Source organism: Streptomyces sp. NPDC058308 (assembly GCF_042880275.1).
Taxonomy (GTDB): Bacteria; Actinomycetota; Actinomycetes; order Streptomycetales; family Streptomycetaceae; genus Streptomyces.
Genome location: NZ_JBHVZA010000002.1, coordinates 111,760 through 125,830, shown reverse-complemented (window position 1 = coordinate 125,830; position 14,071 = coordinate 111,760). Strand labels below are relative to the sequence as shown.

Here is a 14,071-nt window from a genome sequence, read left to right as displayed (position 1 = left end):
GCGGGCGCCGACAGGCCGGACGGACACAGAGGCTTGAGGCTCGATGAACGGCAACAACGACAGCAGCAACAGCAGCAGTAACAACAGCAGCAGCGAGGGTGCCGAGCGGCGGGTCGCGCTGGTGACCGGCTCCTCCTCCGGGATCGGCGCGGCCGTCGCCCGCCGCTTCGCCGCCGCCGGCATCCGTGTGGTGGTCAACTCCGCCCGGTCGGTGGAGGCGGGCCAGAAGCTCGCGGACGAACTGCCGGACGCCGTCTACGTACAGGCGAACGTCGCCGACGAAGCGGACGCCGCACGTCTCGTGCGGAGCGCCGTCGACACGTACGGCCGCCTGGACATCCTGGTCAACTGCGCCGGTACCACCCGGTTCATCGACCACGACGACCTCGCTGCCGCCCGCCCCGAGGTGTGGCGCGAGCTGTACGACGTCAACGTCATCGGCGTGTGGCAGACCATCACGGCGGCCGTCCCGCACCTGCGGGCGAGCGGCGCGGGCAGCATCGTCACCATCTCCTCGCAGGCGGGCGTGCGGCCCAACGGCAGCTCGATCCCGTACGCGGTCAGCAAGGCCGCCGTGAACCACATGACGAAGCTGCTCGCCAAGACGCTCGGCCCGGCCGTACGGGTCAACGCGGTGGCCCCCGGCATGATCGACACCCCCTGGTTCGACGGCGTCGAGGGCGTCGAGGCCTCCATGGCGGCGGTCGCGGACCGTGTCCCGCTGGGCCGGGTGGGGCGCCCCGAGGACATCGCGGGAGCGGTGGCCGACCTGGTCGACTCCTCGTACATCACCGGGGAAGTGCTGCTCGTGGACGGCGGCGGCCACCTGCTGTGACCCGGTGGCGGTGGGGCCGCGGACGGGCTTGACCTCAACCTTGGTTGAGGTCACAGAGTTGTCCGTGGCCCGCCGGGCCGGGCCACGGCCCGGCCCGGCACCGACACCACCGAGACGGACGGACCGCCATGCCCGCGATCTCCACCCACCGCACCCGGACCCTCCCCGACCCGGCCCGCCAGGACGGCGGCCTCACCTTCCTCAGCACCTGGAGCACCGGCACGCCCGAGCGGCAGCAGGCCACCCTGGACGCCATCGCGAAGGCCTGGGAGTCCCGCCCCTGGCCCCACGAGGGGCTGCTCTCCTACACGGTGTACGCAGGCGTCGACGGCTCGACCGTCATGCACCGCTCGCAGTGGCGGGACGATGCGGCCTACCAGGACTTCTTCGCGAGCTCCGGGAACGGCAGGGACGCCAGGAACACCGACATCGACGCGGCCGTGCCGGGCATCGAGCGGCTCGGCCTGAACAAGACCCGGCTGTACCGCAGTTGGACCGACGGCGGCGGGCGCGAGGGGCGCGAGCCCGGCGCGATCGTGGTCGCGCAGGCCGACTTCGAGGGTCCCGGCGACGGCCGGCCGCGGGCCTGGGCGGACGCGGCGATCGAGGCCCTGGACGCAGGGCCGGCCGACGGGCGCGGCCTTTACGCGGCCCACTTCCACCTCAGCACGGACGGCGGGCGCGTCCTCAATTACGCCGAGTGGGAGAGCGAGGAGGCCCACGCGGCGCAGGAGGGGGCGCGGGACGAAGCCCGCGACGGAGCGGTCGCCCGGTACCGGTTCGCGTACGGCTTCGTACCGAGCAAGGCGTAGTTTCCCGGCACCCTCCCGCCTCCCGCCCCGCTCGCCTGGACAGCGCATGGGGTCGGCGGGACGGTGGAGGCATGCTGGACGTCACCGCTGCTCCGCACCCGTACCCCGGTACCGCCCCCGGGGGGCCGGTATGAGCGGAGACGACAGGGCGGGCCGGGGCAGGCCCGGCAGGACTCCCCGGCGCAGGCCCGGCCGGGGGAAGGCCGGTGCCGCCCGGTCCATGGCCGCCGAGGGGACCGGCGCGGCCGACGGCGCCGGTGAGGCCTTCGAGATCGTCAGGGAGTTCGAGGTCGAGGGGACCCCGGCCCAGCTCTGGGCCGCCCTGACCACCGGCACCGCCGGCTGGCTGTGGCCCATGGAGTACGAACCCCGCGAGGGCGGCGCCGCCCCCTTCGGCGGCACCGTCACCCGCTGGGACCCGCCCCACCGCCTCACCGCCCGCGTCGAGGACCCCGACGGCGTACCGGGCCAGACCCTCAGCCAGCTCGACCACACCATCGAGCCCCGCGACGGCGGGCGCCGCTCCTTGCTGCGCTACGCCCGCAGCGGCATCTTCACCGCCGGCGCGGACACGCGGTACGAGAGCGCCGTCCGGCACGCCGACTTCCACCTGCACACCCTGGGCCAGTACATGGCGTACTTCGCGGGCCGGACCGTCGCCTTCTCCGCCGTCAACGGCCCGCTCGCCTCCCTCGCCCCGGACGCCTTCGGCAGGCTCGCCCGCGCCCTCGGCCTGCCCGACGACGCCACGGAGGGCGCCCGCGTCCGCGCCCAGGCACCCGGCGGGGAACTGGACGCGGTGATCGACTTCCGCAGCCGGTACTTCATCGGCCTGCGCACGGACGAGACGCTCCACCGGTTCTTCGGCCGCAACCACTTCGGCGCCCCGGTCGGCATCAGCGTCCACGACTTCGGCGCGCACGCGGACGCCAAGGGCGCCGAACTGGCCTGGCAGGACTGGCTGGACCACCTCTACGGCTGAGGCGGTCCGACAGCCCCCGGGACTACGGCCGGAAGCGCAGCACTTGCGGGTCGTGATCGCTGTTCTGCTCGGCGAACTCCGCGTTGATGTGCACGCTGTCGTAGCCGAAGTCGTCCCCCACCCCCGGGCTGGTCAGGATCTGGTCGAGGACCTGCGCGTTGCCCTGGTAGACGTACGAGTAGCGCTCGCTCCTGGGCAGCGACCTGACGGCCGAGCGCAGGGCGCCGCCGTCCTCAAGGGCCTTGGTGGTCGCCGAGAACTCGAAGTCGTTGATGTCGCCGAGCACGACGACGTCGGCGTTGCGCTGGACCTTGCGGAGGTCCTTCACGAAGCCGTTCACGGCCTGCGCCTGCAGGAGCCGCTTGGCCTCGGAGGAACGCTTCGGCGGCTGGTGGTGCGAGGTCAGCCCCTCGTCGCCGCCCTTGGACCCGAAGTGGTTGGCGATCACGAAGACCGTGCGGCCGCGGAAGACGAACTCGCCGGCCAGCGGCTTGCGGCTGTCCTCCCACGCCGCGTTCGCGGGGTCCACGCGCCCCGGGGAGTGGCTCAGCGCGGCCCGCTTCCCCTCGCGCACGACCTCGGTGGGGGTCGTGGCGTCGCCGGGCGCGCGCTCGGTGAAGGAGACCCGCTCGGGGTTGTAGAGGAAGACCTGCCGAATGTTGCCGCCCGGCTCGCCGCCGTCCTTGTTGTTCACCGGGTCGACGGAGCGCCACGCGTAGCGCGGCCCGCCCGCCGCGACGACCGCGTCGGTGAACTTCTTCAGGGTCGCCTCCGCGGAGACCGTGCCGTCGTTCTTCGCGCCGTTGTCGTCCTGGATCTCCTCAAGGGCGACGATGTCGGGCGAGGAGAGGTTCGAGACGACGGCCGCGGCGAGCGCGTCGAACTTCTTCTGCGGGTCGGTCGGGTCGAGGTTCTCGACGTTGTACGTGGCCACGGCGAGCTCGCCCCTGGCCTGGCGCCGCGTCTTCTCGCGGGTGAGGCCCTTGCCCGCGACCTCGCCGAGGTCCCGGGCCGCGAGGGTGTAGCCGCCGAACTGGTTGAAGTCCAGGGGCCCTTCGGCGCCGCCCCGCAGCACGTCGCCGACGTCCGCCTTGGGGAAGGGCCGCTCGGAGACGGGGGCGAGCTGCTGGATCTGCAGCCGTCCGCCGTTCTGCGCGTCGTACGAGCCGTAGACGGTGCCGCCGCGCCGGCTGGGGTGCTCGTGCTTCTTCACCGTCACCCACAGCTCGTTGTGCGCGTCGGTCGCGCCGACCACGCGCGAGCTGCCGACCCGTACGTTCATGCCCTCCAGGGACTCGTACAGGTCGAGGGCGTACGAACGGGGCTTCAGCGGCAGCGCGTTGATGCTGCCGCCCTGCGCGGGGTCGCCGACGGGCGCGTACGCGGCGGGCACGGACTTCGCGTCGAGGGTGACCGGCGCGGGCAGCGGGTTGCCGGACGACTCCACGGTCACCGTCGGCTTGGTGATCTGGGTGAGGGACTGGTTGCCGGAGCCGGCGCCCCCGGGGACGTACTCCCCGACCGTCCCGGAGACCCGGACCGCGTCCCCCGGCTTGACCGTGAGCGCCGCCGAGCCGGTGAAGACGAAGACCGCCTCGCTGGTGGCCGGGTTCCCGTCGGCGTCGCCGTCGGCCGACTGGATCCAGAAGCCCTTGGAGCCGTAGCCGCGGACGCCGGTCACGATGCCGGCGACATCCGTGACCTGCTGCCCCGCGAGGGGTGAGACGCGGGTGGTGCCCTGGATGTCGTGGACGCGGACCCCGTCGGCGGAGGCGGCCGGGGAGCCGGTTACGAGCAGGCCCGCCGCGAGGGCGGTGGCGACCACGGCGCCGACGGCGGCGGATCTCGGGGCGCGGGGCGACGGTATGTGCGGCATCGGGAAACTCCGGGTGAGGGAAGGCGGAGAGGACAGCAGGCGCCCTGACGGGTGCTCTACGCGCGTCAATCTCTTGCGTGACCAGGGGAGTTGTCAAGGTTCTCCGGGGGCGCATTACCTGTACGTCTTCTGACAGGGACATGAACCGGGCGGCATGCTGCCAAATTGTCTAGGCTTGCGCTCTGCCGACCCGAACACTCGGCGCCCCGCCCCTTCGGAGGAGAACCAGACGATGTCCGTAAGTCCCGCCACCCTGCCGCCGGTGCTGCTGCACTCCGAAGCGGAACTCGCGCGGGCCGCGCTCGCCACTCCGCTGCTGTCCCGCGCCGTGCGGCTCGCCCGCTGGGCGGGGCCGGGGACCCGGGTCGGCGCGGGCGGCGAGCTCGTCGACGCACAGCTCCCGGCGGCCGCGGCCGAGCTGGGGCTCTCGTCGGACGACCCGGACGCCGCCGCGTACGCGAGCGAGGCCTGGCGGGTCGCGGTGGACACCGGCCTCGTCGAGGTCACGGACGCGGAGGAGGAAGGCGCGGACGGCACCGTCACCCAGGGCGAGGACCTCGCGGTGCTCTCCGCGGGCAGCCCGCAGGACGTTCTCGGCGTCTGGCTCGGCGCCCTCGACACCGTGTACGCGGACGCCACCGTGCCCGACATGGAGAACCTCCTGGACGTCCTTGAGGAGAACGGCGAGGTCGACTTCGGCGAGCTCGGCTGGGACCCGCAGGCCGAGGCGGACTTCCTGGACGGCGTCCTCGGCAACCTCTACCTGCTCACCGTGGGCGACGCCGCGGGCGGCGGGGGCCCGGTGCCGCTGCCCGCACTCGCCGCCTCGATGATCGTCCCCGACGACATGGGCGAGCCCACGGACGACGTCCTGGAACAGGTGTCGGACGCGATGATGAAGCTCGACGACCAGTTCCGGCTCTTCGAACCGCTCGGGCTCGTCGAGTACCAGCCGGTCGACGAGGCACTCATGGCCGACATCGACGACCAGAGCGCCGAAGAGCCCGCCCCGCTCGACGAGGAGGACGTCAGCCGCTACGGCATGGTCCGCCTCACCCCCCTCGGCCTGTACGGCGTGCGCGCCCGCATGCTGGAGGCCGGCGTCGACGCGCCCGCCGTCGGCGACCTCGCGGACAAGGGCGCCGACGCGCTGCTCGCCGGCACCTCCGGCTTCCCGCAGCACGCCGCGCAGGCGGAGATCGAGCAGTGGCTCTCCCGGCACGAACCGCTGGGCGCAGCCGGTGAGTTGCTGTCCGCGGCGCGCGGCGGCGACGAGGGCGCGCCGCTGCGCAGGCTCCGCTGCCAGCAGGCGCTCTCCCTGATCGGGAACGAGGCGGAGCCCGCGCTGCGCGAGGTCCTCGACGACCCGGAGCTCGGCGGTCTCGCCCGGGTCTGGCTCGCCGAGCACGATGCCGCGGACGTGCCCGCGCCCTCCGAGGGCCTCATCTTCTGGCTGACCATCGACACGCTCGCCGCGCAGCTCGCCGCCGAGGGCAACTCGGACGAGCTGCAGGGCCTGGTCGAGGGCCTCGCACAGCAGCACAGCGGCTTCTTCGCCACGGCCTGGCGGGTCGAGCACCCCGCCACGGCGGACGTCCTGGAGGCGATGGGCCGCCTGCACCCGGACAAGAAGGTGGCGAAGGAGGCCCGCAAGGCGGCGTTCAAGGCGAGGTCGCAGCAGGGCCTGTGATCGTCAGCCCGTCGCGGGCACCTTGAAGCCCGTCCGGCGTTTGAGGACGAGCCCGAAGGGCGACAGGCAGCACCCCGGGTGGGCCCGACAGTTCAGGCCCACCCGGGGTCCGCTCACCCCGCCAAAGGCGTCAGCACTCGTACCGCGTCGTGTGCTTGAACGACGACGACGCGCCGTCGAACCCGTACGTCCCCCGGTAGGCCGGCGGATTCTGGAACTCGCCCACGATCGTGATCGTGTTCGCGCACGAGCCCTGCCCGGCACGCTTGGCGTCGAGCCGGATCGTCTCGCCGACCGTGCCGCCCGTGATGTTCCACGGCGCGCCGCAGATGCCGGACGTGATCTGGCCGCCGGTCACCACGTGCGGATAGGTGTTGGGGTTGTACTTCACCGTGATGGCGAAGGTGACGGCGCCGTTGTGGAGCGTCAGCTTGCAGTCCGTCGACAGCGCCTCGGCCGACACCTCGGCCATCGGCGCGGCGAACGCCTCGTCACGCGTCTTGACCTCGGCGCCCTGCGGATTGTGGAAGCGGTGCTCCGACGTCCGCGACTGGCCGCCCTTCTGCTTGCGTGCCTGAGTGGTCATGGGTAACCCTCCTTCCGTCCTGACCGTCAGGCCAGCAGCTCGGCGATCTCCACGCGCAGCAGCGCGCGGACGTTCTCGATGTGGTTGACGATCGTCGCGACCGAGGAACCGGCGAAGAGCAGACCCACCGCGACGTCGTCCTGCGAGGTGACCAGCGAACCGGAGTCGCCGCCCGCCGAGATGTTCGTCGTGACGATCTGGTCCTTGAACCGGGCCGTGCCCGCGGTGCCGTAGTTCACGTCGATGGTCGCGTCGACCGCGATGATCCGGCCGAAGCTGATGTTCGTCGTCCTGCCGGACTTCTTCACCTGGTCGCCGACGGCCACGTTGGCCTTGCGCCGCCAGGCGCGCGGGGCGCCGCTGAAGTACTGCTCCCGCGTCGCGTCCTGGAAGTCGACCGCGCCGAGCGCCGCGTCCACCACGTTGTTGTGCCGCTCCAGCGGGATCTGCGGCGCGAACTGGATGGTGATGAAGCGCTCCAGGGTCGCGATGCGGTCCGCCGGGTCCTGCCCGCCGTCGAAGACGCCCGGCTGCACGATCGCGCTGCCCAGCTGCGCCCGGTTGGAGTCGGCGAGCACGTGGTTGTTGGAGAGGATGTAGAACTTCGCCGGGACGCCGAGACCGGAGCCCGGCGGGTCGACCGAGGCACCGGGCAGGAAGTCGTAGACCACGCTGCCGAGCGTGCCCGCGGTCACCCGGACGTTGCCGACCGAGAACCCGGAGGGGCACGGCCGCATCCGGCGCTTGAGGAGCTGCGGCTCGAACGCGCCGTGTCCGGCGAGCTCTTCGAGCTGTGGCTGCCCGAGCCCCGAGAGCTGCTCGCTGATGCTGACGTCCGGGTCGTACGCCCCCGGCGCGCGGTCCTCGGCCCGCCGGCCGCCGGGCCTGCTCTGCCTGCTGCGCTGCGCCGCGATGTGGCCCACCGCGACGATGTCGGTCGGGGTGCCGTCGTCCATCTGGCGCGGGACCACGTCCCGCTCCGGGAGCATGGACTCCGGGACCTTCTGGGTGACGAACACGATGACGGCGGGTTCGCCGGTGGGCTCCCCGTCGCTCCACTTCACGCCGTGGCCGAAGCCGACGACGTTGGCCAGCGGCTGCTGGGGCCGCAGGAAGTCGGACATCGCCTGCTGACGGGAGCTGTCGCTCAGCTGACCGCCGGTGGGTCCTCGCATCAGTTCGGGCTGGCTCACCACGCCAGACCACCTCTTCCCCTTCGAAGGGTGGGAGCTCCGGTGCGCGCACGGGCGTCGCTCTCGCTACGACCCGCCGTCCTGCGCGTCGACTTCGCCGATGGCGAGTACGCGTACGGGGACGCCGTCGAGCGTGTCCGGAACCACGTCTTCGTCCCGGAGGCGGTCCCGGGGCACTCGGTGCGTGACAAAGACGACGATCACGTCCTGGCCCGAGTGCTCATCCCTGCCGGTGCCGACTCCGGTGACATTGGCCAGCCGCATCAGCCGGCCCTCATGGAGGCTGCGTGCCTGATGTGCGTCCACTCGGCTCGCCTCCCCGCGCGGTGGTGCGTGTGCACGTACGTGCTGTCTATTGCCGTGGGCATCGCGGGTCAAGGTGTTCTGCGGTGATTCTTCGCTTTCCTGGCGAAGGAGCAGGCGCGGGGGGACAGGTCCGGCAGGTTCATGGAACGCGACCTTCCGTCGTCGGGCGGGGTTCAACCCCCGTTCACGCGCGAGCGCGACGGTGGCGCCGGAAGCAGCCCGGCCGTACGCACCCGCCCACGCGCCCTCAGGAGTAACCGTGACGCTCACCCGCAGGGATTTCGCCGGACGCACCGCAGCCACCGGCGCGGGCATAGCGCTGGCCGGCAGCGTCGGCGCGCTGGCCACCGCGCCCGGCGCGCTGGCCGCGACGGACTTCCAGGAGGTCCAGGAGGCCCAGGACGTCCGGGAGACGGCGGACGACGCCCCGGGCCGCGGTCACCACGGCCCCGGCTACGGTCCGCTGATCCCCGACCCGGAGGGCCTGCTCGCGCTGCCCGCCGGATTCTCGTACCGCGTCCTCACGCACAGCGGGAAGACGAGACTGGAGAGCGGCGAGTTCACCCCCTCGAACCACGACGGCACCGCCGCCTTCCGCGGCCCCCGCGGCGCCACCCTCCTCGTCAACAACCACGAGCTGGGCGGCCCCCGCAGCAAGTGGCAGCACCCCGTGCCGCTCACCGAGGGCCTGGTCTACGACCCGGCCGCGTCCGGCGGCTGCACCGTCGTCGAGGTCCGCCCGGACGGGCACGTCGCCGAGTGGGTCGGCGTCGCGGGCACCGCCACCAACTGCGCGGGCGGCAGCACCCCTTGGGGCACCTGGCTCACCTGCGAGGAGACCGAGGACAGAGCCGGCCGGAACGGCATGACCAAGGACCACGGCTACGTCTTCGAGGTCGACCCCTTCGACCACCCCCAGGCTCGCGACTCCGTCCGGGCAGGGGAGACCTCCCTCGCCAACCGCGCCCCCAAGCCCATCAAGGCGCTCGGCCGCTACGCCCACGAGGCCGTCGTCGTCGATCCCAAGCGCGGCCACCTCTACCTCACCGAGGACGCCTCGGGCCCCAACGGCCTCCTCTACCGCTGGACCCCGCCGCACGGCTTCGAGCACGGCCGCGGCAGGCTGCGCGCCCTCGCCGACGACGCGGGCGTCCTGCAGGCCCCCAAGTGCTTCGACTCCGGCGGCCGCTTCGTCGACGACCTGTCCCGCGCCACGAAGATTGGCACGGTGTACGGCGTGGACTGGGTCGAGGTCCCCGACCGCGACGCGCGGACCGTGCCCGTGCGCCAGCAGTTCGACGACGGCGACATCACGCGCGCCCGCAAGCTCGAAGGCATGTGGTGGGGCGACGGCGGCGTCTACATCGTCTCCTCGTTCGCCCGCGGCGAGAGCCCCGTCCGGCACGACGGACAGGTGTGGTTCTACCACCCGGGCCGCCGCACCCTGACCCTCAAGGTGCTGCTCGGCGTGAACCCCGACCCGGGCAAGGACGGCGCCTTCGACGGCCCCGACAACATCACCGTCTCCCCCTACGGCGGGCTGGTCATCGCCGAGGACGGCGAGGGCGTCCAGCACCTCTTCGGCGCGACCGAGAGCGGCCGTACGTATCCGATCGCGCGCAACGAACTCAACGCGGGGACGCCGGAGAAGCCCGAGTACAGCGAGTTCACGGGTGTCACGTTCTCGCCCGACGGCAGGACGCTCTACGCCAACATCCAGACGCCCGGCATCATGCTCGCGATCACCGGACCGTGGCGGCGCCAGCGGCGCTGAGAGCCTGGGCTCTGAGAGCCTGCCCTTGAGTACGGCCCGTCAGCCGTCGCCCCCGGCGCCGGGCCCGCCCTCGTCGCCGAGGAGGACGGCCGCCGCGGTGGCGCCCACGGCCGCGAGCGCCGCACTGCCCCAGCCGAAGAGACGGCGCCGGGAGGTGCGGTGCGGGGGCGGCGGGGTGTCGTCCGGCGGGTCGGCGGGGTGGGTGTCCACGGGGGTTCCGGGGCCGCGGCCGTGGCCGGGAGGCGGCGGTGGTCCGGGAGGCGGCGGCGGGCCGGGGTCGGCCGGGGGCGGGCCGCCGTAGGGGCCCCACCCCGTGACGCCGTCCGCCGGGTCGCCCGGCGCGCCTCCCGCCCCGTCGTCCTGCCCGCCCTCCTGTCCGTCCTCCGGCGCCGCCTGCCGCAGCAGCTCCGCGACCTTGTCCTCCTGGCGCCGGATCTGCCCGGCGACCGGCTCCTGCTGCCACCACGGCTCCCCGGCCGCCCGCCCGGCGCACCAGGCGAGCACCTGCGCGGCCGTCGGCCGGTCCGCGGGGTCGCGGGCCAGGCAGCGGCCGAGGAAGTCCTGCCAGGCGGCGTCGGGCACGCCCACCAGGTCCGGTTCGTCGTGCAGCGTGCAGTGCAGGACCTCGGGGGCGCCGCCCGACCCGAAGGGGCCGCGCCCGGTCGCCGCCACGGCGAGGACAGCGCCGAGCGCGAAGACGTCGGCCGCGGGACCCGGCCGGACGCCCGGCGTCAGCCGCTCGGGGGAGACGAAGCCGGGCGAGCCGACGGCCCGGCCGTCGGCGGTGGGGCCCTCGTCGGCCGCGCTCCTCGCGAGGCCGAAGCCGATGATCCTGGGCCCGTCGCGCGTGATGACGACATGGGACGGCTTCACGTCCCGGTGCACCAGGCGCGCCGCGTGCAGGGCCGCGAGCGCCTCGGCGAGCGCGGCGCCCAGCGCGGCGAGTTCGGCGCCGTCGAGCGGGCCGTGCGCGGCCACCGCCTTCGGCAGACCGGGGCCCGCGCAGAACTCGACGGCGTACCACGGCTGGGCGGCATCCGGGTCGGCGTCGAGCACGGCGGTGGCGTACCGGCCCGTGACGGTGCGCACGGCGGCCGCCTCGCGGCGAAAGCGCGCACGGAACTCTGCATCCGCGGCCAACCGCCCGTGCACCGTCTTGACGGCCACCGGCCGCCCGGACGCGGACCGCGCCAGCTGGACGCGGCCCCTTCCGCCCTCGCTGAGCGATGCGACGATCCGATACCCGCCGACCTCCACGGATGCTCCTTCCAGAGACCCCGAGGAGACCCTCGGGACGACAGGGCGACAGGAAGACCTGTACGTACTGTGCGACGCCCGGGAGGCATCGTACGGTTGCGGCCGCCGGGAAATCAGGGTGCGGGAAAACCCTTGGCGCCCCGTCAGTTCACTCTCCTAAAGTGAGACTCGTCCAGGTGCGAAGGCAGGACCTACTTCCACTCCTCATGGGGAGGCCGCGGGTTCGATTCCCGCCGCCGGTACTCACATGCCGGTGTAGCTCAGTGGCAGAGCGCCATCGTCGGTTCCGCCGAAATGAACTCTGGACACCACAATTTCATGCATTTCCTCGCACCTCCCGGTGCGCCGGCAGCGGATCCTTCCTTTCATGAAACAGACCGCGGCCATCCTGATCTCGGGAGGCAGCAGCCGGTGTGTGCCCGGTGCGCAGGCAACGGTTACTTCATGGATCAGACGGTTGCGGGTTCGAGTCCCGTCATCGGCCCAGGGCCGGTGTAGCTCAATTGGGTAGAGCATCCGACACAAGTCCGTCGCCGCTTTCGATCTCGGGCACACTCCTGCCGCCCGTCTCCCCCGTACGTATGCGCGTAAAGATTCGCGACACCGCCGCACGACATGAATTCGGGGGAATTCTCATGGCGCGTTTCAACACCAAGTCCGTCAAGGCTTTCGTCACCTCGCCGGTGAAGTCGACCGGCCACGCCCCGCACACGTACGAGGGCGGCCGCGGACACGAGCGCGACGCCCGCTCCGAGCTCTTCCTGCTCGCGGTCGCGAACTTCGTCTCCCAGCAGACCTTCTACGAGCCGGGCGACCGCCGCGACGACCGGTTCGCCACGCTCGTGCGCCGCCTCGCCGTCGAGGACCCGCAGTGGACCGCGGGCCTGCTCCGCTGGCTGCGCGGCGACGGCCACCTGCGTACGGCCTCGCTCGTCGGCGCCGCCGAGTACGTCAGGGCACGCCTCGACGCGCACGTCACGGACGGCCCCACGGGCCGCCAGGTCGTCGCGTCCGTGCTGCGCAGGCCCGACGAGCCCGGCGAGCTCCTCGCCTACTGGACGGCGACGTACGGCCGCGCCGTCCCCAAGGCCGTGAAGCGCGGCGTCGCCGACGCCGTGCGCCGCCTCTACGACGAGAAGGCGCTGCTGAAGTACGACACGGCGTCGAAGGGCTACCGCTTCGGCGACGTCCTCAACCTGGTGCACGCGTCGCCCGACCCGGCCAAGCCGTGGCAGGGCGACCTGTTCCGGTACGCGCTGGACCGCCGCCACCACCCGGAGACCGCCGTGCCGCCCCGGAGCGCGCGCGTGCTCGCCGCGCACCGCGAGCTGATGGCGCTGCCCGTCGCGGAGCGGCGCGCGGTGGTCACCGGCGAGGGCGGCGCCGAGCGGCTCGCCGCCGCGGGCCTCACCTGGGAGGCGCTGGCGGGCTGGCTGCAGGGGCCGATGGACCGGGCCGCCTGGGAGGCCGTCATCCCTTCGATGGGCGCCATGGCGCTCGTCCGCAACCTGCGGAACTTCGACGGGGCGGGCGTCAGTGACGAGGTCGCGGCGACCGTCGCGGCCAGGCTCGCCGACCCCGAGGCCGTCGCGAGGTCGCGGCAGTTCCCGTTCCGCTATCTCGCCGCGTACCGGCACGCGCCGTCGCTGCGCTGGTCGTACCCGCTGGAGCAGGCGCTCGGCCACTCGCTCGCGAACGTGCCGTCGCTGCCGGGCCGGACGCTGATCCTGGTCGACCGCTCCGGCTCGATGTGGTCGCCGCTGTCGGACCGCTCGCAGCTCAACCGCGCCGACGCGGCCGCGGTCTTCGGCACGGCCCTCGCGATGCGGGCCGCCGACGCGGACCTGGTCGAGTTCGGCTCCAGCAGCGCACGGGTGAAGTACCGCGCGGGGGAGTCCGTCCTGAAGGTCCTCGGCCGCTTCGGCGACCTCGGCGGCACGAACACCACCGAGGCGGTGCGCCGCTTCTACAAGAAGCACGACCGGGTGCTGATCGTCACCGACGAGCAGGCGGCGTACCACCACCACGGCGACCCGACCGAGCAGATCCCGGCGGACGTGCCCGTCTACACCTGGAACCTGGCGGGATACCGCGCGGGCCACGGCGCGTCCGGCAAGGGCAACCGGCACGTCTTCGGCGGCCTCTCGGACGCGGCGTTCCGCATGGTGCGGCTCCTGGAGGCGGGACAGCACGCCGACTGGCCCTGGGCCGGCGCGGCCTGAGCCACGGGACCGGCGCCCGCACCCCTTCGGTCACAGCCGGTGTCCGAAGGGGGGCGGTGCGTGACCCGCATCCCCCGTTCGGGTCGTCTCCACCCGCCGGTGCGGGTGCCGCACACCGTGGCTTGTGTGTCTGTTCCATACCGATGTGAGGGCAGTGTGAGTACGGAGCATGGTGCCGCGCCCGCCCGAAGCCCCATACTGCGAATATGACGAGGCCCCCCGGCTCGCGCCGCCACCTGCCGAACAGTCCCTTCAACGTGCCCGCCCCGCCCGCGCCACCCGTGGAGCACTTCGAGGTGGGTGACAGGGTCTCCCATGACCAGTACGGCCTCGGAAGGATCGTGGGCGTCGAGGGAGAGGACGCGGTCGTCATCGACTTCGCGGGCCGCCAGGGACGGTTCCTGAGCCCCTATCCGAAGCTGGCCAAGCTCTGATCCTTATAACGATTTGATACGAGTGAGGGGCGGGGGGGGGGGCGCGCGGGGGCGGCCCCCCCCACGAAACGAACAGGCCGCCGCGGCAAACACACAGCGCCGGC

Annotated in this window: 12 protein-coding genes; 7 read left to right on the top strand and 5 right to left on the bottom strand. The window is 72.8% G+C overall.

Features of this window, described 5'->3' with window-relative positions; all coding sequences use genetic code 11:
* The first annotated feature begins 43 nt into the window (after positions 1-43).
* The 3 genes from ACFVYL_RS03150 to ACFVYL_RS03140 all read left to right on the top strand — a co-directional run bounded on the left by ACFVYL_RS03150 (position 44) and on the right by ACFVYL_RS03140 (position 2,629).
* Positions 44-835, top strand: coding sequence for an SDR family NAD(P)-dependent oxidoreductase (locus ACFVYL_RS03150; RefSeq protein WP_389712570.1), 792 nt, complete (start codon positions 44-46; stop codon positions 833-835).
* 128 nt (positions 836-963) lie between these two features.
* Positions 964-1,647 carry an antibiotic biosynthesis monooxygenase gene (locus ACFVYL_RS03145; protein WP_389712569.1) on the top strand — a complete coding sequence of 228 codons (684 nt, stop codon included), beginning with the start codon at positions 964-966 and terminating at the stop codon, positions 1,645-1,647.
* Between the two features lie 220 nt (positions 1,648-1,867).
* Positions 1,868-2,629, top strand: coding sequence for an SRPBCC domain-containing protein (locus ACFVYL_RS03140; protein WP_389712989.1), 762 nt, complete (start codon positions 1,868-1,870; stop codon positions 2,627-2,629).
* 22 nt (positions 2,630-2,651) lie between these two features.
* Here the strand turns inward: ACFVYL_RS03140 and ACFVYL_RS03135 are convergent, their stop codons facing one another.
* On the bottom strand, positions 2,652-4,505 hold the full coding sequence (locus tag ACFVYL_RS03135; protein ID WP_389712568.1) for an endonuclease/exonuclease/phosphatase family protein: 1,854 nt from the start codon (positions 4,503-4,505) through the stop codon (positions 2,652-2,654).
* 232 nt (positions 4,506-4,737) lie between these two features.
* Between ACFVYL_RS03135 and ACFVYL_RS03130 the strand changes: the two genes are divergently transcribed.
* Positions 4,738-6,195 carry a hypothetical protein gene (locus ACFVYL_RS03130; protein ID WP_389712567.1) on the top strand — a complete coding sequence of 486 codons (1,458 nt, stop codon included), beginning with the start codon at positions 4,738-4,740 and terminating at the stop codon, positions 6,193-6,195.
* 130 nt (positions 6,196-6,325) lie between these two features.
* On the opposite strand, the gene ACFVYL_RS03125 is transcribed toward ACFVYL_RS03130, so the two are convergent.
* The 3 genes from ACFVYL_RS03125 to ACFVYL_RS03115 all read right to left on the bottom strand — a co-directional run bounded on the left by ACFVYL_RS03125 (position 6,326) and on the right by ACFVYL_RS03115 (position 8,280).
* Entirely contained in the window at positions 6,326-6,781 is a 456-nt protein-coding gene (locus tag ACFVYL_RS03125) for a hypothetical protein (RefSeq protein ID WP_389712566.1), read from the bottom strand.
* 26 nt (positions 6,782-6,807) lie between these two features.
* Complete coding sequence (locus ACFVYL_RS03120) at positions 6,808-7,974, bottom strand: hypothetical protein (RefSeq protein ID WP_389712565.1); 1,167 nt, start codon at positions 7,972-7,974, stop codon at positions 6,808-6,810.
* A gap of 66 nt (positions 7,975-8,040) precedes the next feature.
* On the bottom strand, positions 8,041-8,280 hold the full coding sequence (locus ACFVYL_RS03115; protein ID WP_361727140.1) for a hypothetical protein: 240 nt from the start codon (positions 8,278-8,280) through the stop codon (positions 8,041-8,043).
* A 259-nt stretch (positions 8,281-8,539) separates the two neighbouring features.
* Here ACFVYL_RS03115 and ACFVYL_RS03110 point away from each other — a divergent pair, with 259 nt between their 5' ends.
* Complete coding sequence (locus tag ACFVYL_RS03110) at positions 8,540-10,054, top strand: alkaline phosphatase PhoX (RefSeq protein WP_389712564.1); 1,515 nt, start codon at positions 8,540-8,542, stop codon at positions 10,052-10,054.
* A gap of 39 nt (positions 10,055-10,093) precedes the next feature.
* Here the strand turns inward: ACFVYL_RS03110 and ACFVYL_RS03105 are convergent, their stop codons facing one another.
* Entirely contained in the window at positions 10,094-11,311 is a 1,218-nt protein-coding gene (locus tag ACFVYL_RS03105) for a protein kinase (RefSeq protein WP_389712563.1), read from the bottom strand.
* A 635-nt stretch (positions 11,312-11,946) separates the two neighbouring features.
* Here ACFVYL_RS03105 and ACFVYL_RS03100 point away from each other — a divergent pair.
* Together ACFVYL_RS03100 and ACFVYL_RS03095 are read left to right on the top strand one after the other, a co-directional pair.
* On the top strand, positions 11,947-13,533 hold the full coding sequence (locus ACFVYL_RS03100; RefSeq protein ID WP_389712562.1) for a TROVE domain-containing protein: 1,587 nt from the start codon (positions 11,947-11,949) through the stop codon (positions 13,531-13,533).
* Between the two features lie 206 nt (positions 13,534-13,739).
* Entirely contained in the window at positions 13,740-13,967 is a 228-nt protein-coding gene (locus ACFVYL_RS03095; RefSeq protein ID WP_055564387.1) for a CarD family transcriptional regulator, read from the top strand.
* Positions 13,968-14,071: the final 104 nt, after the last annotated feature.